Source organism: Mesorhizobium sp. P2_H9, from assembly GCF_056403215.1.
The window spans coordinates 414,097-434,241 of sequence record NZ_JBFUFX010000001.1 but is presented as its reverse complement, the minus strand read 5'-3'; the positions used below and the strand labels follow the sequence as shown (position 1 = coordinate 434,241).

Annotated in this window: 20 protein-coding genes; 13 read left to right on the top strand and 7 right to left on the bottom strand. The window is 63.9% G+C overall.

Features of this window, described 5'->3' with window-relative positions:
* The first annotated feature begins 6 nt into the window (after window positions 1–6).
* On the top strand, window positions 7–1,437 hold the full coding sequence (locus tag AC1DXN_RS02130) for an FAD-binding oxidoreductase (RefSeq protein ID WP_477271797.1): 1,431 nt from the start codon (window positions 7–9) through the stop codon (window positions 1,435–1,437).
* Window positions 1,438–1,620: 183 nt separating this feature from the next.
* Window positions 1,621–2,187, top strand: coding sequence for a DUF6101 family protein (locus AC1DXN_RS02125; protein ID WP_477243492.1), 567 nt, complete (start codon window positions 1,621–1,623; stop codon window positions 2,185–2,187).
* Window positions 2,188–2,191: 4 nt separating this feature from the next.
* On the opposite strand, the gene ubiA is transcribed toward AC1DXN_RS02125, so the two are convergent.
* Complete coding sequence (gene ubiA / locus AC1DXN_RS02120) at window positions 2,192–3,175, bottom strand: 4-hydroxybenzoate octaprenyltransferase (protein ID WP_477271799.1); 984 nt, start codon at window positions 3,173–3,175, stop codon at window positions 2,192–2,194.
* Between the two features lie 46 nt (window positions 3,176–3,221).
* The gene (locus tag AC1DXN_RS02115; protein ID WP_477271801.1) at window positions 3,222–4,130 is read right to left on the bottom strand and encodes a LysR family transcriptional regulator; all 909 of its coding nucleotides are present in this window, start codon (window positions 4,128–4,130) and stop codon (window positions 3,222–3,224) included.
* A 93-nt stretch (window positions 4,131–4,223) separates the two neighbouring features.
* On the opposite strand from AC1DXN_RS02115, the gene AC1DXN_RS02110 reads away from it, so the two are divergent.
* Entirely contained in the window at window positions 4,224–5,018 is a 795-nt protein-coding gene (locus AC1DXN_RS02110) for a phytanoyl-CoA dioxygenase family protein (protein ID WP_477271803.1), read from the top strand.
* 162 nt (window positions 5,019–5,180) lie between these two features.
* Complete coding sequence (gene purD / locus AC1DXN_RS02105) at window positions 5,181–6,458, top strand: phosphoribosylamine--glycine ligase (protein WP_477271805.1); 1,278 nt, start codon at window positions 5,181–5,183, stop codon at window positions 6,456–6,458.
* Between the two features lie 14 nt (window positions 6,459–6,472).
* On the opposite strand, the gene AC1DXN_RS02100 is transcribed toward purD, so the two are convergent.
* On the bottom strand, window positions 6,473–7,609 hold the full coding sequence (locus tag AC1DXN_RS02100) for a glycoside hydrolase family 25 protein (protein WP_477272419.1): 1,137 nt from the start codon (window positions 7,607–7,609) through the stop codon (window positions 6,473–6,475).
* A 492-nt stretch (window positions 7,610–8,101) separates the two neighbouring features.
* Between AC1DXN_RS02100 and AC1DXN_RS02095 the strand changes: the two genes are divergently transcribed.
* Window positions 8,102–9,871 (top strand): acyl-CoA dehydrogenase, encoded by a 1,770-nt coding sequence (locus tag AC1DXN_RS02095; protein ID WP_477271807.1) that lies wholly within the window; start codon window positions 8,102–8,104, stop codon window positions 9,869–9,871.
* Window positions 9,872–9,906: 35 nt separating this feature from the next.
* On the top strand, window positions 9,907–10,659 hold the full coding sequence (locus AC1DXN_RS02090; protein ID WP_477271809.1) for a crotonase/enoyl-CoA hydratase family protein: 753 nt from the start codon (window positions 9,907–9,909) through the stop codon (window positions 10,657–10,659).
* Window positions 10,660–10,669: 10 nt separating this feature from the next.
* Here the strand turns inward: AC1DXN_RS02090 and pdxH are convergent, their stop codons facing one another.
* Entirely contained in the window at window positions 10,670–11,287 is a 618-nt protein-coding gene (pdxH, locus tag AC1DXN_RS02085) for a pyridoxamine 5'-phosphate oxidase (protein WP_477271811.1), read from the bottom strand.
* Between the two features lie 41 nt (window positions 11,288–11,328).
* Between pdxH and AC1DXN_RS02080 the strand changes: the two genes are divergently transcribed.
* The 4 genes from AC1DXN_RS02080 (at window position 11,329) to AC1DXN_RS02065 (ending at window position 14,395) form a co-directional block, all read left to right on the top strand.
* Entirely contained in the window at window positions 11,329–11,805 is a 477-nt protein-coding gene (locus AC1DXN_RS02080; protein ID WP_477243510.1) for an RT0821/Lpp0805 family surface protein, read from the top strand.
* Between the two features lie 98 nt (window positions 11,806–11,903).
* Complete coding sequence (locus AC1DXN_RS02075; protein ID WP_477271813.1) at window positions 11,904–12,839, top strand: DnaJ C-terminal domain-containing protein; 936 nt, start codon at window positions 11,904–11,906, stop codon at window positions 12,837–12,839.
* Window positions 12,840–12,947: 108 nt separating this feature from the next.
* Window positions 12,948–13,766 carry an enoyl-ACP reductase FabI gene (fabI, locus tag AC1DXN_RS02070; RefSeq protein ID WP_477243514.1) on the top strand — a complete coding sequence of 273 codons (819 nt, stop codon included), beginning with the start codon at window positions 12,948–12,950 and terminating at the stop codon, window positions 13,764–13,766.
* Between the two features lie 41 nt (window positions 13,767–13,807).
* Complete coding sequence (locus AC1DXN_RS02065; RefSeq protein WP_477271815.1) at window positions 13,808–14,395, top strand: histidine phosphatase family protein; 588 nt, start codon at window positions 13,808–13,810, stop codon at window positions 14,393–14,395.
* 3 nt (window positions 14,396–14,398) lie between these two features.
* On the opposite strand, the gene AC1DXN_RS02060 is transcribed toward AC1DXN_RS02065, so the two are convergent.
* Both AC1DXN_RS02060 and AC1DXN_RS02055 read right to left on the bottom strand, forming a co-directional pair.
* Window positions 14,399–15,115 (bottom strand): carbonic anhydrase, encoded by a 717-nt coding sequence (locus AC1DXN_RS02060; protein WP_477271817.1) that lies wholly within the window; start codon window positions 15,113–15,115, stop codon window positions 14,399–14,401.
* A gap of 211 nt (window positions 15,116–15,326) precedes the next feature.
* A complete protein-coding gene (locus tag AC1DXN_RS02055) occupies window positions 15,327–15,581 on the bottom strand; it encodes a DUF1344 domain-containing protein (RefSeq protein WP_477243520.1) in 255 nt (84 codons plus the stop codon).
* Window positions 15,582–15,763: 182 nt separating this feature from the next.
* On the opposite strand from AC1DXN_RS02055, the gene aroC reads away from it, so the two are divergent.
* Window positions 15,764–16,864 (top strand): chorismate synthase, encoded by a 1,101-nt coding sequence (aroC, locus tag AC1DXN_RS02050; RefSeq protein WP_477271819.1) that lies wholly within the window; start codon window positions 15,764–15,766, stop codon window positions 16,862–16,864.
* Between the two features lie 31 nt (window positions 16,865–16,895).
* Complete coding sequence (gene ribB, locus AC1DXN_RS02045; protein ID WP_477271821.1) at window positions 16,896–17,996, top strand: 3,4-dihydroxy-2-butanone-4-phosphate synthase; 1,101 nt, start codon at window positions 16,896–16,898, stop codon at window positions 17,994–17,996.
* Window positions 17,997–18,144: 148 nt separating this feature from the next.
* Here ribB and AC1DXN_RS02040 read toward each other — a convergent pair whose 3' ends face one another.
* Complete coding sequence (locus tag AC1DXN_RS02040; RefSeq protein ID WP_477271823.1) at window positions 18,145–19,365, bottom strand: MFS transporter; 1,221 nt, start codon at window positions 19,363–19,365, stop codon at window positions 18,145–18,147.
* Between the two features lie 120 nt (window positions 19,366–19,485).
* Here AC1DXN_RS02040 and AC1DXN_RS02035 point away from each other — a divergent pair, with 120 nt between their 5' ends.
* The gene (locus AC1DXN_RS02035) at window positions 19,486–20,091 is read left to right on the top strand and encodes a TetR/AcrR family transcriptional regulator (protein WP_477271825.1); all 606 of its coding nucleotides are present in this window, start codon (window positions 19,486–19,488) and stop codon (window positions 20,089–20,091) included.
* Window positions 20,092–20,145 lie beyond the last annotated feature (54 nt).

Below are 20,145 nucleotides of genomic sequence, written 5' to 3'. Positions count from 1 at the left end.
TCAGCCATGACCAAAATTCTCGCAGATCTCGACCCCGCCCTCATCGATCGCTTCGCTTCCATCGTCGGCGACAAGTATGCGCTGCGCGACCAGCACGACATCGCGCCTTACCTCACCGAGCGGCGCGGCCTTTGGCACGGCCGCACGGCGCTGGTGCTGAGGCCCGGCAGCGTCGACGAGGTCAGCCGCATCATGCGCCTGGCGAGCGAGACGGGCACGCCCGTCGTGCCGCAAAGCGGCAACACCGGGCTGGTCGGCGCCCAGGTGCCGGACACCTCCGGCCGCGAGATCGTGCTGTCGCTGTCGCGGCTGAACCGCATCCGCGAGATCGATGTCCTCTCCAACACGGTGACCGTCGAGGCCGGCGTCATCCTGCAGACCCTGCAGGAAGCGGCCGATGCCGCCGACCGGCTGTTTCCGCTGTCGCTCGCCGCGCAAGGCTCCTGCCAGATCGGCGGCAATCTCTCCTCCAATGCCGGCGGCACCGGTGTGCTGGCCTATGGCAATGCGCGCGAACTCTGCCTCGGAGTCGAAGTGGTGCTGCCGACCGGCGAGGTGTTCGACGATCTGCGCAAGCTGAAGAAGGACAACACCGGCTACGATCTGAAGAACCTGTTTGTCGGCGCCGAAGGCACGCTTGGCGTCATCACCGCCGCCGTGCTCAAGCTGTTCCCCAAGCCCAAGGGTCGCGAAGTGGCCTTTGCCGGCCTGTCGTCGCCTGAAGCAGCCCTTGCCCTGTTCAGCCTGGCGATGGGCTATGCCGGCGCCGCACTCACCGCCTTCGAGTTGATCGGCAGGCGGCCCTACGACTTCACACTTCTTCACGCGCAAGGCGTTACAAGGCCGCTGGCCGAGGATTGGCCATGGTATGTGCTGATGCAGGTTTCCTCCGGCCGCTCGGCCGAGGATGCAAAAGCGCTGATCGAGGAGGTGCTGTCAGCCGGCCTCGAGCAAGGCATCGTCGGCGATGCGGTGATTGCGGCAAGCCTGGCGCAGGGCGACGCCTTTTGGAATTTCCGCGAGGTGCTGCCTGAGTCGCAGAAGCCCGAGGGGGCCTCGATCAAGCATGACATCTCGGTGCCTGTGGCATCGATCCCTGGGTTTATCGAAAAGGCGGCTGGCGCCGTGGCTTCGGTCAGCGCCGGTGCGCGCGTGGTCTGCTTCGGCCACATGGGCGACGGCAATCTGCACTACAACATCTCGCGGCCTATCGACGGCGACGACGAGGCCTTTCTCGGCCTCTACCACGCCATGAACCATGCGGTGCACGATGTCGTGCGCTCCTTTCACGGTTCGATCTCGGCCGAGCACGGTATCGGCCAGTTGAAGCGCGACGAATTGATCGCGACCGCGCCGCCGATGGCGATCGATTTGATGCGCAGGGTGAAGGCGGCCTTCGACCCGGCCGGCATCATGAATCCCGGTAAGGTTATCTGATCCTTTCGACATCTTGTGTTCGGTCTCATTCCGATAACCATCCCCTGAGATCAGCAAAATTTAACCGACTTTCTTAAGCCGGGCGGTAAGAAGCCCGGCCTAATATTCTCCACAACGAGGCAGGGAAAACCGGCCCGGAGAGACCCGCAAAACGGCTCTCAGGAGAAGACAGGAAGGCGTTAAATGAACAGTGTACTGAAGCCCGTTTGGGCTGGGCGCAACATGCGTCTCGACCCATTCCGCCTGCCGCAAGTGGTAAGCTATGCCACCCGCGACGACTATGGCGATGTGACCTTCACCATCGACCAGCGTGGCGCCGTCATCCGTCGCACGCTGGAGATGAGCGGCGTGCCGGCGATCATCGCTCTGCCCGCCAACGCGTTTCGCGGCGTCGCCGCCCGCGCGATGGAGGATCCGGAAGGCAATGTCACGGTGACGCTGGAACTTCTGCACAATGATCCGATGCTGTCGGTGCCGCTGCTGGTCGCCGACGATCTCGACGATGTCGCCGCCGACTGGCGCGCCTGGGCCGACGCCTATCGCCTGCAGATGCTGCTGATCGAAGCCGACGGCATTGCCCGCACGCTGGAGGAATCGCTCGGCGCCGCCATCAAGGCGCTGCCGCCGCAGGACCGCCGCAAGGGCCGCGTCTCGACCACGCGCCGCCCGCGCTTCCTTGCCCGCCGCAGGGCCGGCGACCTCGGTTTGAGGCTCGTCGTCGACGGCCTGGAGATTATTTCGCGCGAATAGGCCCTTACACCAGCGGCTTCAGCGTCACCCACAGCGCGCCGCCGAGCAGGCCGAGAAAGATCAGCCAGCCGACCTGGTTGTTCGATTTGAACAGAAGCAGGCACTGGTCCGGATTGTTGATATCCAGCCTCGCTATCTGCCGCGCCATATGGGCGCCGGCGGCAATCAGCCCGGCCAGCGCCGGCACCGGCGCCTGCGCCGAGGCGAAGGCGATGGCAAAGCAGACCAGCCCTCCGCCGTAGAGCCCGACGAGCCAGGTCTTGGTGTTGTCGCCGAACAGACGCGCGGTCGAGCGTACGCCGACGATGGCGTCGTCTTCCTTGTCCTGGTGCGCATAGATGGTGTCGTAGCCGATCACCCACAGGATCGAGCCGATATAGAGCATGACGGCAGGGCCATCGAGATCGCCGAACTCCACCGCCCATCCCATCAGCGCGCCCCAGGAAAAGGCGAGGCCAAGCACCAGCTGCGGCCAGTTGGTGAACCGCTTCATGAACGGATAGACGGCGACGATGACCAGCGAAGAAATGCCGAGCGGGATGGCGAAGTCGTTGAATTGCAAGAGCACCGCCAAGCCGACCAATGTCTGGATGATGAGGAATATCCAGGCTTGCCGGCGTGTGGCCTTGCCCGACGGCAGCGGCCGCGAGCGGGTACGCTCGACCTGGTTGTCGATGTCCTGGTCGACCAGGTCGTTGTAGGTGCAGCCGGCGCCGCGCATGGCGATGGCGCCGATCAGGAACAGCATGAGATACCATGGTGTCGGCAGCAGCGAGAGCAGCGGATCGCCGGGTCGGGGATAGGCAGTCGCGGCAAGCGCGGCGGACCACCAGCATGGCCACAACAGCAACTGCCAGCCGATCGGCCGGTCCCATCGGGCGAGCTGCGCAAAGGGCCATAGCCAGCGCGGCAGAACGCGGTAGACCCAATGGCCGCTCGGGGCGTCGGCGACGCGGCCTTGCGCAGCTTTCGATTGCACGGTTTCCATCCCGCTGGAGTGGCAGCAGCGGCGAAAGCCGTCAAGACCGATCTGATCAGGTGAAAATATCGTGGGCGGAGAACCAGCCTTTCGCCACATCGATGAAGGCCAGCGCGACATTCGACAGGCGCTGGCGCGTGTCGTGGGTCAGGATGATCCGCTGCATGGGCAGCGGGTCGGAGAGCGGTTTGCAGATCAGCGGCAGGCCGTCATAACTCAAGTCACCATGCGGCCTGGTGTAGCTGACGGCCACGCCAAAACCATTGGCCACCATGCTGCGCTGCAGTTCGAACGAGCTTGTCCTGGTGTCAGCCACCGGCGACAGGCCACGGCTGCTGAACAGGTCGAGCATATGCTGCCAGCTGTGCGGCTGGTCGGTGGTGATCAATGGATAGGCCGCGAGATTCGCCAGGCTGACGGTCGCACGGCTGGCCAGCGCATGCCCGGCCGGCAGCAGCGCATGCGGCCTGAGTTCGTGCAGCAGGATGCGGGCGAAATGGCTGGGCAGGCCAAGATCATAGCTGAGGCCGAGATCGATGGCAGAGTCGCTCAGCCGCCGTCCCAGCGTCTCGAACGTCTCGTCGCGGACGACGATCTCGACGCCCGGGCAGCGTTCTGAGAAGGCGCGGATGAGAGCCGGCGCGAAATAGGGCGCCAGGTCCTCGAAACATCCCAGCACCAGCTCGCCGGCGACAGCCGCCTCGCGCGATCCCAAGCCGGCAAGCTCGTCCGCCTCGGCCAGCACCTGCTTCGCCTTCGCCACCGCTGTCCGGCCAAACGAGGTCAGCGAGATGCCGCTGCCGCGCTGGCGGACAAACAGTTTCTGGCCGAAATTCTTTTCGACATTGTCGATGGCCACCGAAATCGACGGCTGCGAGACGTTGAGCGTTCGCGCCGCCGCGGTGACGCTGCCGTGACGCGCCACGGCGACGAGATAACGCAGCTGTATCAAGGTCAAATTCATAGTCTGTTTCTATGTGTTGCATGGAAAGTTATTATTTTACCTGATGGGCAGCGGCTGCGATAGTCGGCCATCCCTTGAGAAGGAAGCGAACCGATGGCTGCCCAACATATCAATGCCGAGACGATTGCCGACTACCAGCGCGATGGCGCGGTTTGCATCCGTGGCGCCTTCAAGGACTGGGTCGACACCATCGCCGCCGGCATCGAGCGCAACATCCAGAACCGCAGCACCACCGCGTCGGACATTGCCAATGGCCGCGGCAGTTTCTTCGACGACTATTGCAACTGGGAGCGCATCCCCGAATTCGCCAAGGTGGTGCGGGAATCGCCGGCCGCCGAACTGGCTGCGGCGGTGATGCAATCGCGCTCCGCCCAGTTCTTCCACGACCACGTGCTGGTCAAGGAACCCGGCACGCAGAAGCCGACGCCCTGGCATCAGGACATTCCCTACTACTTTGTCGATGGCCAGCAGACCGTGAGCTTCTGGATTCCCATCGACCCGGTGAAGGAGGCGACATTGCGGGTGATCGCCGGCTCGCACAAATGGGACAAGATGATCCTGCCGGTGCGCTGGCTCGACGACAGCAATTTCTATGCCGGCGAGGGCGACTACCTCCCGGTGCCCGATCCCGACAACGATCCTTCCCTGAAGGTTCTCGAATGGGAGATGGAGCCGGGTGACGCCATCCTGTTCGACTTCCGGACCGCACATGGCGCGCGCGGCAACATGACCGCGGCACGGCGCCGGGCGTTGTCGCTGCGCTGGGTTGGCGACGATGCGCGTTATGTCGAGCGACCCGGCCGCACCTCTCCGCCCTATCCCGGCCACGAGATGAAGCCGGGACAGAAACTGCGCGAGGACTGGTTCCCCATCATCTTCAGCAGCTAAGTCGTCTTCCAGAGCTGACGGAAGCTGGCGAGTTCCATGGATCGGGGACGTCGATGCCCAACGTTCCCGTGCGCAATTGGTCTTGAGGGCCGCAAAAGTCTTGACCCATCGCCCGGCGGGCAATAGCGCAGTCCTTGTCTTGGAATGGCAAGGGATGTTGGCATGCGCGTTTTATTGATCGGGTCCGGCGGCCGCGAACATGCCCTGGCCTGGAAGCTTGCCGCATCGCCGCTGCTGACCAAACTCTACGCTGCGCCCGGCAATCCGGGCATCGGCCGCGAAGCCGAACTGGTGACGCTCGACATCAACGATCATGCCGCGGTGACCGGCTTCTGCGCCGAAAAGAAAATCGACCTCGTCGTGGTCGGGCCGGAAGGGCCGCTGGTCGCCGGCATTGCCGACGACCTTCGCGCCGCAGGTATCCGCGTCTTCGGCCCTTCGAAGGCTGCAGCCCGGCTGGAAGGCTCGAAAGGTTTCACCAAGGATCTTTGCGCCAAATACGACATCCCGACCGCTGCCTATGGCCGCTTCGGCGATCTGGCGTCGGCCAGGGCCTATGTCGAAAAGATGGGTGCGCCGATCGTCATCAAGGCCGACGGTCTCGCCGCCGGCAAGGGCGTCACCGTCGCCATGACGCTGGATGAGGCGCTGGCCGCACTCGATGCCTGTTTCGACGGCTCCTTCGGCCAGGCCGGCGCCGAGGTCGTGGTCGAGGAGTTCCTCACCGGCGAGGAAGCGAGTTTCTTCTGCCTGTGCGACGGCGTTACCGCCTTGCCCTTCGGCACCGCGCAGGACCACAAGCGCGTCGGCGACCGCGACACCGGCCCCAACACCGGCGGCATGGGCGCCTATTCGCCGGCGCCGGTGATGACGGCTCAGATGATCGACCGCACCATGCGCGAGGTCATCGAGCCGACCATGCGCGGCATGGCTGAACTTGGCGCACCGTTTTCCGGCGTGCTGTTTGCCGGGCTGATGATATCGGACCAGGGCCCGAAACTGATTGAATACAACACCCGCTTCGGCGACCCGGAATGCCAGGTGCTGATGATGAGGCTGAAGGACGATCTCCTGGTTCTGCTCAATGCTTCCGCCGACGGCCAGCTTGCCCATACCTCAGTGCGCTGGCGCGACGAGGCGGCGCTCACCGTGGTGATGGCGGCGAGGGGCTATCCCGGTGCACCGGAAAAGGGCTCGGTCATCCGTGGCCTCGACGAAGCCGCAGGCGATGGCGTCGAGATATTTCACGCCGGCACCGCCATCAACAGCGGCGCGCTGGTCGCCAATGGCGGCCGCGTGCTCAACATCACGGCGACAGGCAAGACGGTCGGCGAGGCGCAAGAAAAAGCCTATGCCGCGCTCGATCGCATCGACTGGCCGGATGGATTCTGCCGCCGCGACATCGGCTGGCAGGCTGTGGCTCGTGAAAAGGTTCGCTGAACCTCGACACGGCTCTAAAATGGGCGGGACAGGCCTTTGCCGCTGGTGCGGTCGAGTCCCGTCGAAGCCGTGCTGACCGGGTCGGCCGCCGCGGTGAAGGCGGCCTCAAGCTGTGCCGGCGAACGCTGCTCGGTCCGCTTCCAGGCGACATATTGGACAATACCGAAATTCGGCCGCCGCGGCACCGTCTTCACCACCGGCACGCGGAAGCCGTCGCGGAACCTCGACCAGCGTGCGCCGATGACCGCGACCATCTCCTCGACCGTCGGCGGTGTCGCCACCGATGCGTAGGTGATGGTTACATTGCCGGCCAGGCCCGCCTCGCGCGAAACCGGCACCGGTATCGAGGCGAGATAGTCCGCCGGCACGTCGATCAGCCCGCCGAAGGCCCATTGTTGGCGCAGCGACGCTGCATCCATCGGCGCCACATTCACATCGATGTCGTTGGGCGTGCCCGCGACCCGATAGGGGCAGTGCAATCGGCCGCAATTGGCCTGCGCCGAAAACTGCCACAGCGCGTAGCCTTGCCAGTTGCCCATCGGAAAATGCACGTCGATGTCCGGCTTGTAGCGCGCGTACCAGAGCGGCAGCCGCGACAGCAGCCGGTATTTGTAGCGGTTGTCAGCGATGTACTGGGCTGTCTTGCCGTTGGTGTAGAGCACCGGGAAGCGGCCAATGCGCCGATGCACCTGGCGCACGAACTCCTCGGCATCCTCGAGCGACATCCATTGCGTCGGGTCGTTGCCCTCGACATCCAGGGCCATCAGGTCGTCCGGCGCCGGTTCGGCGAAATCGATGAAACTGTTGGCCTGATCGACCGGATTGCCGGGGCGGGCGAGGTGGTAGGCGCCCCATTTCAGCCCGAGCGCCTTGGCCACCACCTTGCGCGTCTGGAACAGCTCGCGGGTCACCGCATAGCGTTTCCACAGCGTCTTGCAGAGCCGCACCTCGGTCTCGTCGCCGGAGCAGAAATAGGGCGGCGGCAAGCCGTCGGAGGCCTTGTTGATGAAGCCGACGACGCGCTTATCGGTGGCCATTTGCGCCCAGTCGATGGAATTGTATTCGTAGGCGTCGATCACCAGCGCGCGGTCGGCACTCTTCCACGGCTCGGAGAAATCCGAGGCCTGTGCGCCCGGTGTCAGCGCCACCATCGCCGCGAGAGCGAGCGCTGAGCGGCGAAAAAGATGCGCCGGCGTTTTCAAACAGGGTGTCCCCGCTGACCAAACACCGATGGTGAACCGCTATGGTTAAGGAAATGCTTTTGGGTCGGATTGGCGAAAGCGGGCGTGACCATCCAATCTCCCCCTCGTGGGGGAGATTGGCCCAAAGCTCTCGCGATTTCGTCATTCTATGGCGAAGCAAGGAGCGAAGCGACGCGGCAGACCATAGAATCCATGCCGCGACTTCGAAGCATTGCCACGGTCCAGAATTCTGCTCCGCTGCGCCCTGCGCGCAAGGTCTCCTCGGGTCTGCGCGTCCGCTTCGCTTCCGCTCCGCCCGTGGATGACGAAGTTCAGTGCAAAATCCGCGTGACAAAGTTTGACGTTTACGTAAAAAGAAGATGGGAGACCGCCCAAAGGCGGATGGTTTTGCGGCCGCGCTGGCCCTAGGGTCGGCCCGCAAAGTTGGGAGGAGCAAGCGGCATGTACAAGGCACCGGTCGAGGACATTGCCTTCACGCTGAAGCACGTCGCCGGCCTCAAGCCGGCGCTCGATGCCGGCACCTTCGGCGATCTCGGCGAAGACCTTGTCGACGCCATCCTGGCCGAGGCCGGCCGCTTTGCCAGCGAAGAGGTGGCGCCGCTCTACAAGATCGGCGACGAGCAAGGTGCGGTGCTGAAGGGCGCCGCCGTTACCATGCCGCCCGGCTGGAAGGCGCTCTATCGCCACTGGATCGACGGCGGCTGGAACGCGCTGTCGGGGCCTGAGGAGTTTGGCGGCCAGGCGCTGCCGACCATGCTCGGTGTCGCCGCGCTCGAAATGTGGAACTCCGCCGCCATGGCCTTCGGCATCGGCCCGACGCTGACCATGGGCGCGGTCGAGGCGCTGGATAAACATGCTTCCGATGCGCTGAAGGCGAAGTATCTGGCCAAACTCGTGTCCGGCGAATGGATGGGCACGATGAACCTGACCGAGCCGCAGGCGGGTTCCGACCTCGCTGCCTTGCGCGCCCGCGCCGAGCCAGTCGGCGACGGCACCTATCGCATCTTCGGCCAGAAAATCTTCATCACCTATGGCGAGCACGATTTCACCGACAACATCATCCATCTGGTGCTGGCGCGGCTGCCCGATGCACCCGCTGGCACGCGCGGCATATCGCTGTTCCTGGTGCCGAAATTCCTGGTTGGCGACGATGGGTCGCTCGGTGCCCGCAACGATGTCTTCTGCTCCGGGCTCGAGCACAAGCTGGGCATCCATGCTTCGCCGACCTGCACCATGATCTATGGCGATGGTTTCCAGGGCACGACGCCCGGCGCCATCGGCTGGCTGATCGGCGAGGAGAACAAGGGCCTCGCCTGCATGTTCACCATGATGAACAATGCCCGGCTTTGCGTCGGCATGCAGGGCGTCGCAGTCGCCGAAGCCGCGACGCAGAAGGCGATCGCCTATGCCAATGACCGCCGGCAAGGCAAAGCCGCAACTTACAACGGCGCCGGCATGGCGCCGATCGTCCATCACCCGGACGTGCAGCGTACGCTTTTGACCATGAAGGCGCTGACGCAGATTGCGCGCGCTATCAGCTATTCCTGCGCCCATGCCATCGACAGCGCGCGCGTGTCCACCGGCGACGCGGCGACGCATTGGCGCGACCGCGCCAATCTGTTGACGCCGCTGGCCAAGGCCTTTTCCACCGATGTCGGCGTCGACGTCGCTTCGCTTGGCGTCCAGGTGCATGGCGGCATGGGTTTCATCGAGGAGACGGGTGCGGCAGCGCTCTATCGCGATGCCCGCATCGCCCCGATCTATGAAGGCACCAACGGCATCCAGGCGATTGATCTGGTGGCGCGCAAACTGCCGCTCGGCGGCGGCGAGCATGTGCACGGCTACATCGCCGAACTGGCAGCTGTCGCTAATGCGGTACGGACCTCCAACCTTGAGGGGTTTGGCCGCACCGCCGATATGCTCGACCAGGCGCTCGAGGATCTCACGCAAGCCACGCGCTTTCTGCAGCAGCTGACGGCCGATGGACAGAACGACGCAGCGCTTGCCGGCGCCACGCCCTATCTCAGGCTGATCTCGCTTGCCGCCGGCGGCGCCTATCTGGCGCGGGGCGGGCTTGCCGACCAGAACCGCATCGCCCTTTGCCGCTTCTTCGCCGAAAACCTGCTCGGCGAGACACATGCTTTGAAGGCACGCATTCTCGACGGCGCCGAAAGCCTTGCTCTTGCCGGCCAGACGTTGATCTCCGCCTGAATTCTCCGCTTGACGTTCACCAGGGAAAAAAGACCGTGACAGACCATATTCTCGTCGAGCGCCAGGGCGCCATCCAGATCATCCGCATGAACCGTCCGGACAAGAAGAACGCGCTGACGCGCGCCATGTACGCGACGATGTCGGCGGCCCTGGCGTCGGGCGATGCCGATCCGGCGGTCCGCGTTCATGTCTTCCTCGGCGTTCCCGGTGCCTTCTCGGCCGGCAATGACCTCGCCAATTTCCTGGTCGTCGCCACTGGCGGCGACGGCGGCACCGAGGTCTGGGATTTCCTGATGGCGCTGGCCAAGGTGGAAAAACCTCTAGTCTCCGGCGTCGACGGCATCGCCGTCGGCATCGGCACCACGCTCAATCTTCATTGCGACCTCACCTTCGCCACGCCGCGCACGGTCTTCCGCACGCCCTTCGTCGATCTCGGCCTGGTGCCCGAGGCGGGTTCCAGCCTGCTCGCCCCGCAGATACTGGGGCGCCAGGGCGCCTTCGCGCTGCTTGGGCTCGGCGAGGGTTTTTCGGCCGAACGGGCAAAAGCCGCCGGGCTGATCTACGAAGTGGTCGAGGAAGACGCGCTCGAGGTTTCGGTTCTCGCCGCTGCCGGCCAGATCGCGGCCAAGCCGCCGCAGGCGCTGAAGATTGCCCGCGACCTGATGCGCGGTTCGCGTGAAGACCTTGTCGCCCGCATCGGCGAAGAGAGCGCCCATTTCCGCGAGCGGCTCAAATCCGACGAGGCGCGCGCTGCCCTAACCGCCTTCATGACGCGAAAAAAAGCCTGAGCCTGTTTTCTCAGGGATAAAGCCTGGTCTTGTCCCAGCCGCCCCTGGCGTAGCGGGAAAAGACGACGCGGTCATGCAGCCGGAACGGCCGGTCGTGCCAGAACTCGATCGTCTGCGGCACGATGCGGAAGCCCGACCAGTGCTTTGGCCGAGGTATCTCGCCGATCGGATAGCGCGCCGTGTATTCGGCAACGGCCTTTTCCAGGGCGAAGCGGCTTTCCAGCGGCCGCGACTGTTTCGAGGCCCAGGCACCGATGCGGCTGCCGCGCGGACGCGTCGCGTAATAGGCATCGGCTTCCGCGTCGCTGACGATCTCCACCGGCCCGCGGATGCGCACCTGCCGGCGCAGCGATTTCCAGTGGAAACACATAGCCGCCTTCATGCTGCCAAGAATCTCGCGGCCCTTGGCGCTCTCGAAATTCGTGTAGAAGACAAACCCCTCCTCATCGAACCCCTTGAGCAGCACCATCCGCACATCCGGCATGCCATCGGCATCGACGGTCGCCAGCGCCACGCCGTTGGGGTCGTTGACTTCGCTCTTCGTCGCATCGTCCAGCCATGCGGCAAAGAGGCGGAAAGGTTCGCCGGCCTCGGTAAAGTCACCGCTTGTTAACTCTGAGTCGCTCATAGTTTTCCCAAATTCTGTCGCTGGCTGGGGGAGATTGCCGATTGTCGCGTATCGCGCAAGCTTTTGACAGCAGGCAATGGAGCGTTATCGCTTCGGCCAGCGTCAACGCTGCGATCATGAGGGTTGCGATCGTGGCGACTGCTTTGCCGCTCGCCGCTTGCGGGGCAGGCGGCTTCAGCCTCGAAAAGGCCGAGGTCGACCGTTCGCTCCTCACCTCAAGTGCGCCTGACCCGACCGCGCCGCTCGATCAGGATCGCGCTTCCGACCAGACCACGATCCGCAACGCCGTGTCTTCCGCCGACATCGAGGAACTTGCCGGACAGGCCGTGCCCTGGGCGAATTCCGGCACCGGGTCGCGCGGTTCGATCACCGAGCTGGTCGAACTCGAGGACAACGGCCAGACCTGCCGCCGCTTCAAAGCCTCGCGCGAAAGCTTCGATGGCGTCGCGATGTTCCAGGGCGAAGTGTGCCTGGCCGGCGCCGGCGCCTGGCGCGTGCAGGACTTCAAGGCGCTCTGAGATTCGCGTCGATATCAGGTTCACGGCACTGGAATTTCTTCCTATACAGACGCATATAAAAGACGACTGTAAATTCACCCTTCTTGCAGGCAGGAATCATGCGCGACCCCTATGAGGTGCTGGGCGTTGCCAAGAACGCATCGGCCAAGGACATAAAATCGGCGTACCGCAAACTCGCCAAGAAGCATCATCCGGACCAGAATCCGAATGATCCCAAGGCGAAGGACCGTTTTGCCGCTGCCAACCAGGCTTACGAGATCGTCGGCGACGAGAAGAACCGCGCCGCTTTCGATCGCGGCGAGATCGACGGCGATGGCAAGCCGCGTTTTCAGGGCTTTGAGGGTGCGGCGGGCGGTGGCGGCGATCCGTTCGGCGGCTTTCGCCGCCAGCAAGGCGGCGCGGGCGGCTCGCGATTCGAGTTTCGCTCGGGGCGTCCGGGCGGCGATCCGTTCGACGGCAACAGCGACATCTTCAGCCAGATCTTTGGCGATGCCTTCTCGGGGCAGCGCGGCCCCGGCGCGGGCGATCGCCGCCAGGCACCGACCGGCGCCGACCTCAACGTGACGCTTGACGTCACCATCGAGGAAGCGGCGACCGCCGAGAAGGTCACGGCGATGTTCCCTGACGGCCGCAAGGTCGCGGTCAAGCTGCCCACCTACGTCGAGGACGGCCAGACCATCCGGCTGAAGGGGCAAGGCGAGCAAGGGCCGGGGCAGCCGGGCGATGCGCTGGTCAAGATCCACATCCGTCGCCATCCGCGCTACCGTGTCGAGGGCCGCGACCTGCATGCCGACCTGCCGGTGGCGCTGGCCGATGCGGTGCTGGGCGCCAAGGTGCCGGTCGAGACGCCGACCGGCAAGCTGGCGGTCAACGTTCCCGCCTGGTCGAGCTCGGACAAGGTTTTGCGGCTGAAGGGCCGTGGCCTGCCGGAAAAAGCCGGTGGTCACGGCGATCTCTATGCCCATGTGCGGCTGATGCTGCCGGAGGGCGGCGACAGCGAACTCGAGGCGCTGATGCGCGGCCGAAAAGGCTAGAGCCGGCGTTTTGTCCCCCGAACTGTCGGTTTTGTGCGCTTGAAGGGACTCTGTGCCTGTGCGATAGGCTCTCTCCACAAAGCAGAAAATCTTGCGGAGAGCGCTCACATGGCGGGTGGACAGGGCATTATGGCCGGCAAACGCGGGCTTATCCTTGGCGTCGCGAACAACAGGTCGATCGCCTATGGCATCGCCAAGGCCTGCGTCGACCATGGCGCTGAGATCGCGCTGACCTATCAGGGCGAGGCGTTCAAGAAGCGCGTCGAGCCGCTGGCAGCGGAACTCAACGCCCATGTCGCCGGCCATTGCGACGTCACCGATCCGGCAAGCCTCGATGCGGTGTTCGCCGACATCGCCAGGCACTGGGGCAAGCTCGATTTCCTCGTCCACGCCATCGCCTTTTCCGACAAGGACGAGCTGACCGGCCGCTATGTCGAGACGACGCGCGACAATTTCCTGCGCACCATGGACATCTCGGTGTTTTCCTTCACCACTATAGCCAAGCGCGCCGAGCCGCTGATGACCGATGGCGGCTCGCTGCTGACGCTGACCTACTATGGTGCCGAAAAAGTGATGCCGCATTACAACGTCATGGGCGTCGCCAAGGCGGCGCTGGAAGCCAGCGTGCGCTATCTCGCCGTCGACCTTGGCGGCAAGAAGATCCGCGTCAACGCCATCTCCGCCGGGCCGATCAAGACGCTTGCCGCGTCCGGCATCGGCGACTTCCGCTACATCCTGAAGTGGAACGAATACAATTCGCCGCTAAAGCAGACGGTGACGCAGGAGGAGGTCGGTGATTCCGGCGTCTATTTCCTGTCCGACCTGTCGCGCGGCGTCACCGGCGAGATCCATCATGTCGATTCCGGCTATCATGTCGTCGGCATGAAGGCGGTCGACGCACCGGATATTTCGACCGTCAAGGACTAGCCCTCCGCCTCCGCCTGAACGACGTATCTCCGAAAGACCTGATGTATCCGCTCGTCTACATCGTGCGCCACGGCCAGACGCAGTGGAATGCCGAGTTCCGGCTGCAAGGGCAGGCCGACACCGATCTCAATGCGTGCGGCCGCGAGCAGGCGACGCGAAACGGCGAACGGCTGGCTGAATTGGTCCGCGACCCCGAGGATTTCGACTTTGTCGCCAGTTCGATGCGCCGTACGCGCGAGACGATGGAGCGCATCCGCGCGGCGATGAAGCTCGATCCGCACGCCTATCGCACCGAGCCGCTCCTGGTCGAGTTGAGCTTCGGCGACTGGCAGGGTTTCACCTTTGCCGAACTTGAAGCCAGGGATCCCGGCTCGACCAAGGCGCGCAGCCTCGACAAATGGAACTTCCAGCCGCCCGGCGATGGCGCCGAAAGCTACCAGATGCTGCTCGAGCGGGTGAAGCCGTGGTTCGAAGCGCTCGATCGCAACACGGTCTGTGTGACCCATGGCGGTGTCGTGCGCGCGCTGTTCCGTCTGGTGCTGGGGATGTCCGCGCAAGAGGCGGTCAGGATGGACGTGCCTCAAGATCGGCTGCTCCGGCTGGATGGCCGGAGCCTGGAGTGGCTGTAGCTGTCAATCGATGTAGGTCACCTCACCCGTTTGTAGGTCATAGATCGCCGCGACGATCTTTAGCGTCCCCGCCGCGGTGAGACCGGCCAACAGCTTGCTCGAAACGGTCAGCCGCCGCGCGGTCCTGCGCGCGCTCTCTTTGGCGGCGTTGTCGACGAAATCGCCCTTTTCGCTTTGCACGGCGATCGCCGCCGGCAGGATTGGTTCGATCATTGGGCCGATCGCGCCCGGATAGGTGGCGTTCTTGGCGATCACGTCGCAAGCCGCCTTGACGGCGCCGCAGCTTGTGTGCGCGAGGACGACGATCAACGGCGAGCCGAGCACCGCCGCGCCGTATTCGACCGTGCCGAGCGTGGCTGTGTCGACGAGATTGCCGGCATTGCGGGCGACGAACAGTTCTCCAATGCCGTGGCCGCCGAAGATCAACTCCGGCGGAACGCGACTGTCGGCGCAACTGATGATCGTGGCCCAGGGCGCCTGATGTGCGGCGACTGCGTTCCGCTGCGCGGCAAGGTCGATCGAGCAGAGTTCCGGGTGGCTGACGTAGCGTTCGTTGCCGGATTTCAGCGCAGCAAGCGCTTCATCGGGGGGCAGTGCGGGCGCAGCTTCTGCGGCGCGTGCCGACCAGGAAACCCCACCAAAACCGATCGCGACGAGCCCCGAGCCGACCTTGAGAAAATCCCTCCGGTCGACCCCTTTGCGCTTGCAGTCGCTGCACATTGTTCGGGCCCATCGCCGATCTTCTGATGGTGGTCGAAATCCACCGTGGCTTTATCTGCGAACTGAGATTGCGCCCAAGAAACGGCGCTGGCAAGGGTCAGCCTTTACCCAAGCGCTTCAGCGCCGGGAGTCGAAACGGGGTGATGACAGACGAAGGCTCAGCCGTTCCAAAATGGCGCAAGCGCCTTGCAAAGGCTGGTGTCGGAAAATCTTACTCGGTATCCGGCAGTTCCATGTCGGTGACGACATTCTCGCCATTGCTCACGTCATAGGCGATGACGATATCCATGCCCGGCTTCAGTGCATCGAGATCGGTTTCAGCGTTCAGCTTGTAGGATTTGCCGTCCTCCAGCGTCAGCGTCAGCGCGTCCTTGTCGATCGTCTTGATCAGGCCTTCGGTCTGGCCGGCATAGGCGGCGGTGGAAATCAGCAACACGGCGGCAACAGCGCCAATCAGGCTACGCATCATCGTCCTCTTGTCATTGCGCCGGCACGATGGCGGCGAGTGTCCAACGGGTGAATGGAACAGAGCAGAAACCAACCGAATGTGTCAAAACTAAATCCGCCAGATCACAGTTTGACCCCTGTGGAAAACGCCAATAGAAGGCAGGCTTGAGCCGGCTCCGATGCCGGGCAGGGCTGTCTTCCATGTCTCACAACACGTTTGGCCATCTTTTCCGTGTCACCACCTGGGGCGAAAGCCATGGCCCGGCGCTCGGCTGCGTCGTCGACGGCTGTCCGCCCGGCATCCGCTTCACCCGTGCCGAAATCCAGGCCGATCTCGACAAGCGCCGCCCGGGCCAGTCGCGTTTCGTCACCCAACGTCGTGAACCCGACGAGGTGAAAATCCTGTCCGGCTTCATCCTCGATGAGGATGGCGAGACGATGATCACCACCGGCACGCCGGTGTCGATGCAGATCGACAATGTCGACCAGCGCTCCAAGGACTATGGCGAGATCGCCCGCCAGTACCGGCCGGGCCATGCCGACTACACCTACGAAACCAAATACGGTCTACGCGATTATCGCGGCGGCGGCCGCTCCTCGGCCCGCGAGACGGCCGCGCGTGTGGCGGCGGGCGCGCTTGCCCGCAAGGTAGTGCCAGGCATGGTGGTGCGCGGCGCGCTGGTATCGATGGGCATCAAATCGATCGACCGCGCCAACTGGAACTGGAATTTCATCGGCGATGCCGAAAACCCGTTCTTCACCCCCGATCCGGCCTCGGTCGCAGTCTTCACCCAGTATCTCGACGGCATTCGCAAGGCGGGTTCCTCGGTCGGCGCTGTCATTGAGATTGTCGCAGACGGCGTTCCGGCCGGCCTTGGCGCGCCGATCTACGCCAAGCTCGACCAGGATATCGCTTCGGGCCTGATGTCGATCAACGCCGTCAAGGGCGTCGAGATCGGCAACGGTTTTGAGGCCGCCCGCATCACCGGCGAAGAGAATGCCGATGAGATGCGCATGGGCAATGACGGCAAGCCGGTGTTCCTGTCCAACAATGCCGGCGGCATTCTTGGCGGCATCTCGACCGGCCAGGCGATCATCGCGCGCTTTGCCGTCAAGCCGACGTCTTCAATTCTGACCCCACGCAGATCGATCGACAAGGACGGCAACGACGTCGAGATCATGACCAAGGGCCGCCACGACCCTTGCGTCGGCATCCGCGCCGTGCCGATCGGCGAGGCGATGGTTGCCTGCGCCATTGCCGATCACTATCTGCGTCATCGCGGCCAGACCGGACGCGTTTGACCTTCAACCTTGCCAGCGGAAGCGGGACGACATGCCTTACGACCAGAAGAAGATTGTCGAAGCCTTGCGCGCCTTCGAACGCGGCGAGATCGTCGTCGTCATGGACGATGACGGGCGCGAGAACGAGGGTGACCTGATCGTCGCCGCCGTCCATTGCACGCCGGAAAAGATGGCCTTCATCGTCCGCAACACTTCCGGCATCGTCTGTACGCCGATGCCGCGCGAGGAGGCCAAGCGGCTCAACCTGTCGCCGATGGTTGCCGACAATGATTCGGCCCACACCACCGCCTTCACCGTCAGCGTCGATTTCAAGCACGGCACCACGACCGGCATTTCGGCCGACGACCGCACGCTGACCGTGCGCAATCTCGCCAACGGCAATGTAGGCGCCTCCGATTTCGTCCGCCCCGGCCACATCTTCCCGCTGATCGCCCGCGAAGGCGGCGTGCTGATGCGTTCGGGCCATACCGAAGCCGCGGTCGACCTGTGCAAGCTCGCCGGCCTGCCGCCGGTCGGCGTCATTTCCGAGCTGGTCAACGATGACGGCACCGTCATGCGCGGCCCGCAGGTGCAGGCCTTTGCCGAAAAGCACAGTTTGAAGCAGATTTCGGTCGCCGACCTCATCGCCTACCGCCAGCGCAAGGAAACGCTGGTCGAGCGTGTCGCCTGTTCGGACATCGACACGCCCGGTGGCAAGGCGCAGGTCTTCACCTACACGCTGCCCTGGGATTCGATGCACCATGTGGCGATCGTCTTCGGCGACATCCGCGACGGCGAGGATGTGCCGGTGCGGCTGCATTCCGAGGATGTTGTCAGCGACGTGTTCGGTACCAGCCACAAGCTCGACGGCATCATGCAAGCGATGGGCGAGCGCAAGCGCGGCGTCATCGTCTATCTCAGAGAGGGCTCGGTCGGCGTCGCCCATCAGGAGCGCAAGCGGCCCGCACCCACCGATCGCGAGGATCACGAAGAGGCGCGCCGCCGCGAAAACGAATGGCGCGAGATCGGCCTCGGTGCGCAAATCCTGAAGGATCTCGGCATTTCCTCAATCAACCTGATCGCCTCGCGCGAGCGCCACTATGTCGGCCTCGAAGGCTTTGGCATCCATATCGCCAAGACCGAGATTCTCTAGGGTATGTCGATATTCAGGTGATGCCGGCCTGCAAACGATGGCTTTCTGCGCTTCCGGTGCTCACGGACCTGAAAGTCCGCTGCGCGCCGGTTCTCGAAACCCATCATTTTCGGCTCGGCCTGACCCGAATCTCAACATACCCTGGCTCTCACTCGGCCGGAATTGCAGCTTCGCATCCGTCCAACTCGCATCCATCGGTGGCCAGGCTGCGCATGCCGAGCAGCACAGTTGTCAGCGCCAGCCCGCCCGACGCGACCGAAACCCAGAACCCGTTCTGCGCCCCGAACGCATCCACCACCGCGCCGGCGGCGAAGGAACCCAGCGCCATGCCGATGCCGATGCCGGTGGTGACCCAGGTGATGCCCTCGGTCAGCATCGCCTCCGGCACGTGCCGCTCGATCAGGCCGAATGCCGTGATGAAGGTCGGCGAGATTGCTAAGCCGCTGGCGAAGACCGCCAGCGCCAGCAGCGGCACCGTGTCGGCAACCAGCAGCGGCAGCGTGGTGAGCGCGATGACGGCGACGGCAATGGCAAGCTGGTGCTGCAGCGGCGTTCTCAGGCTCAGCGTGCCGATGATGATGCCGACGACGAACGATCCCAGCGCGTAGACGCCGATGACGAGGCTGGCGGCGCCCGGCAGGCCAAGCGCCTTGGTGATCGCCACGGTGCTCACTTCCGTGGTCGCGAAGGTGGCGCCGATGAAGATCAGGGCGAAGGTGATGATCTGAACCGCGCGCAGGCGGATTGCCGAGCCGCGCGAACCTTGTCCCACCGGTCGCACCCGTGGCTCGGTCGAGCGCTGCAGGATGAAGGCCATCGAGCCGAAGGCGAGGAACAATGTGCTCGCCAGCATGCCCGCTTCCGGAAACAGGGCGACGCTCAGGCCCACCGATAGCGATGCGCCTGCGACATAGACCAGTTCGTCCGCCGCCGATTCGAAGGCGAACGCGGTGTTCATCTCGGGGCGATCGCGAAAAAACTCGGTCCAGCGCGCGCGCACCATTGCCGGGATGCTGGGCATGGCGGCGGCGAGCAGCGCCGACACGTACAGCGTCCATATCGGCCAGTGTTGATTGGCCGCCGCGATCAGGATCACGAAGGCGAGCACCGAAAGGACCGTGGTCGGCACGACAATGCGGGTCTGGCCAAGGCGATCCACCAGCCTTGATATCTGCGGCGCGAGAAATGCGTTGGCCAGTGCGTATGTCGCCGAGACGGCGCCGGCCAGCCAGTATTCGCCATGTGTCTGCGACAGCATGGCGACGATCCCGATCGGCGCCATGGCGATCGGCAGTCGGGCAACGAAGCCAGCGGCGGCGAAGCCTTTGGCGCCAGGGGCGCGAAAGATTTCCGAATAGGGGTTTTGCATGGTCTGGCTCCTCGACAAAGGCAGGTTCGACAATTACATACGTGGCGTATGATTGTTAAATAGAGCATACGCCACGTATGTCAATTGGCATACGCAGCGTATGTCAGTAGGGCCAGAACCATGCACAGACCCCGCAAGGAGATGATCGCAGAGACGCGTGCCAAGCTGGTGGCGGCCGCGCGCCAGGCTTTTGGCACCGTCGGCTATGCCGAGGCCTCGATGGATGATTTCACCGCATCGGCCGGGCTGACGCGCGGCGCGCTCTATCATCATTTCGGCGACAAGAGGGGACTGCTGCAGGCGGTGATCGCCGAGATCGACGCTGAAATGTTCGCCCGGCTGAAAGTCGTTTCAGCCAAAGCGGACACGCTCTGGAGCGGCTTTGTCGATGAATGCACGGCCTATATCGAAATGGCCCTGGAGCCGGAAATCCAGCGCATCGTGTTGCGCGACGGGCCGGCGGTGCTTGGCGATCCTTCGCAATGGCCGAGCCAGAACGAATGCATCCGCTTGATGACGGAGAACCTTCAAAGGCTGAGCGACGAGGGAACCATCGTCGGCGTCGATGCCGAAGCTGCGGCAAGGCTGATCAGTGGCGCCTCGCTGCATGCGGCGCAGTGGATCGCAAATTCGGACGATCCCGAAGCCACGTCGAAAAAGGCGGTGAAGGCCTTCAACATCCTTCTGGAAGGGCTGCTCAAGCGAACTGGCGATTTGCCGGGATAATTGGCAGTCGCCGGTCGGCCCGAGATTGACAATCGCCCGCCTGAGTTCATCCTC

Bases quoted from the DNA above. Each gene is read 5' to 3' on its own strand.
- pdxH (WP_477271811.1), bottom strand. From the start codon at position 11,287: ATGAGCGACTCAGAGTTAACAAGCGGTGACTTTACCGAGGCCGGCGAA.
- purD (WP_477271805.1), top strand. From the start codon at position 5,181: ATGCGCGTTTTATTGATCGGGTCCGGCGGCCGCGAACATGCCCTGGCC.
- AC1DXN_RS02035 (WP_477271825.1), top strand. From the start codon at position 19,486: ATGCACAGACCCCGCAAGGAGATGATCGCAGAGACGCGTGCCAAGCTG.
- fabI (WP_477243514.1), top strand. From the start codon at position 12,948: ATGGCGGGTGGACAGGGCATTATGGCCGGCAAACGCGGGCTTATCCTT.
- AC1DXN_RS02075 (WP_477271813.1), top strand. From the start codon at position 11,904: ATGCGCGACCCCTATGAGGTGCTGGGCGTTGCCAAGAACGCATCGGCC.
- AC1DXN_RS02040 (WP_477271823.1), bottom strand. From the start codon at position 19,365: ATGCAAAACCCCTATTCGGAAATCTTTCGCGCCCCTGGCGCCAAAGGC.
- AC1DXN_RS02065 (WP_477271815.1), top strand. From the start codon at position 13,808: ATGTATCCGCTCGTCTACATCGTGCGCCACGGCCAGACGCAGTGGAAT.
- AC1DXN_RS02060 (WP_477271817.1), bottom strand. From the start codon at position 15,115: ATGTGCAGCGACTGCAAGCGCAAAGGGGTCGACCGGAGGGATTTTCTC.
- AC1DXN_RS02115 (WP_477271801.1), bottom strand. From the start codon at position 4,130: ATGAATTTGACCTTGATACAGCTGCGTTATCTCGTCGCCGTGGCGCGT.
- AC1DXN_RS02100 (WP_477272419.1), bottom strand. From the start codon at position 7,609: ATGGTGGCGCTGACACCGGGCGCACAGGCCTCGGATTTCTCCGAGCCG.
- ubiA (WP_477271799.1), bottom strand. From the start codon at position 3,175: ATGGAAACCGTGCAATCGAAAGCTGCGCAAGGCCGCGTCGCCGACGCC.
- aroC (WP_477271819.1), top strand. From the start codon at position 15,764: ATGTCTCACAACACGTTTGGCCATCTTTTCCGTGTCACCACCTGGGGC.
- AC1DXN_RS02125 (WP_477243492.1), top strand. From the start codon at position 1,621: ATGAACAGTGTACTGAAGCCCGTTTGGGCTGGGCGCAACATGCGTCTC.
- AC1DXN_RS02110 (WP_477271803.1), top strand. From the start codon at position 4,224: ATGGCTGCCCAACATATCAATGCCGAGACGATTGCCGACTACCAGCGC.
- AC1DXN_RS02055 (WP_477243520.1), bottom strand. From the start codon at position 15,581: ATGCGTAGCCTGATTGGCGCTGTTGCCGCCGTGTTGCTGATTTCCACC.
- AC1DXN_RS02130 (WP_477271797.1), top strand. From the start codon at position 7: ATGACCAAAATTCTCGCAGATCTCGACCCCGCCCTCATCGATCGCTTC.
- AC1DXN_RS02095 (WP_477271807.1), top strand. From the start codon at position 8,102: ATGTACAAGGCACCGGTCGAGGACATTGCCTTCACGCTGAAGCACGTC.
- ribB (WP_477271821.1), top strand. From the start codon at position 16,896: ATGCCTTACGACCAGAAGAAGATTGTCGAAGCCTTGCGCGCCTTCGAA.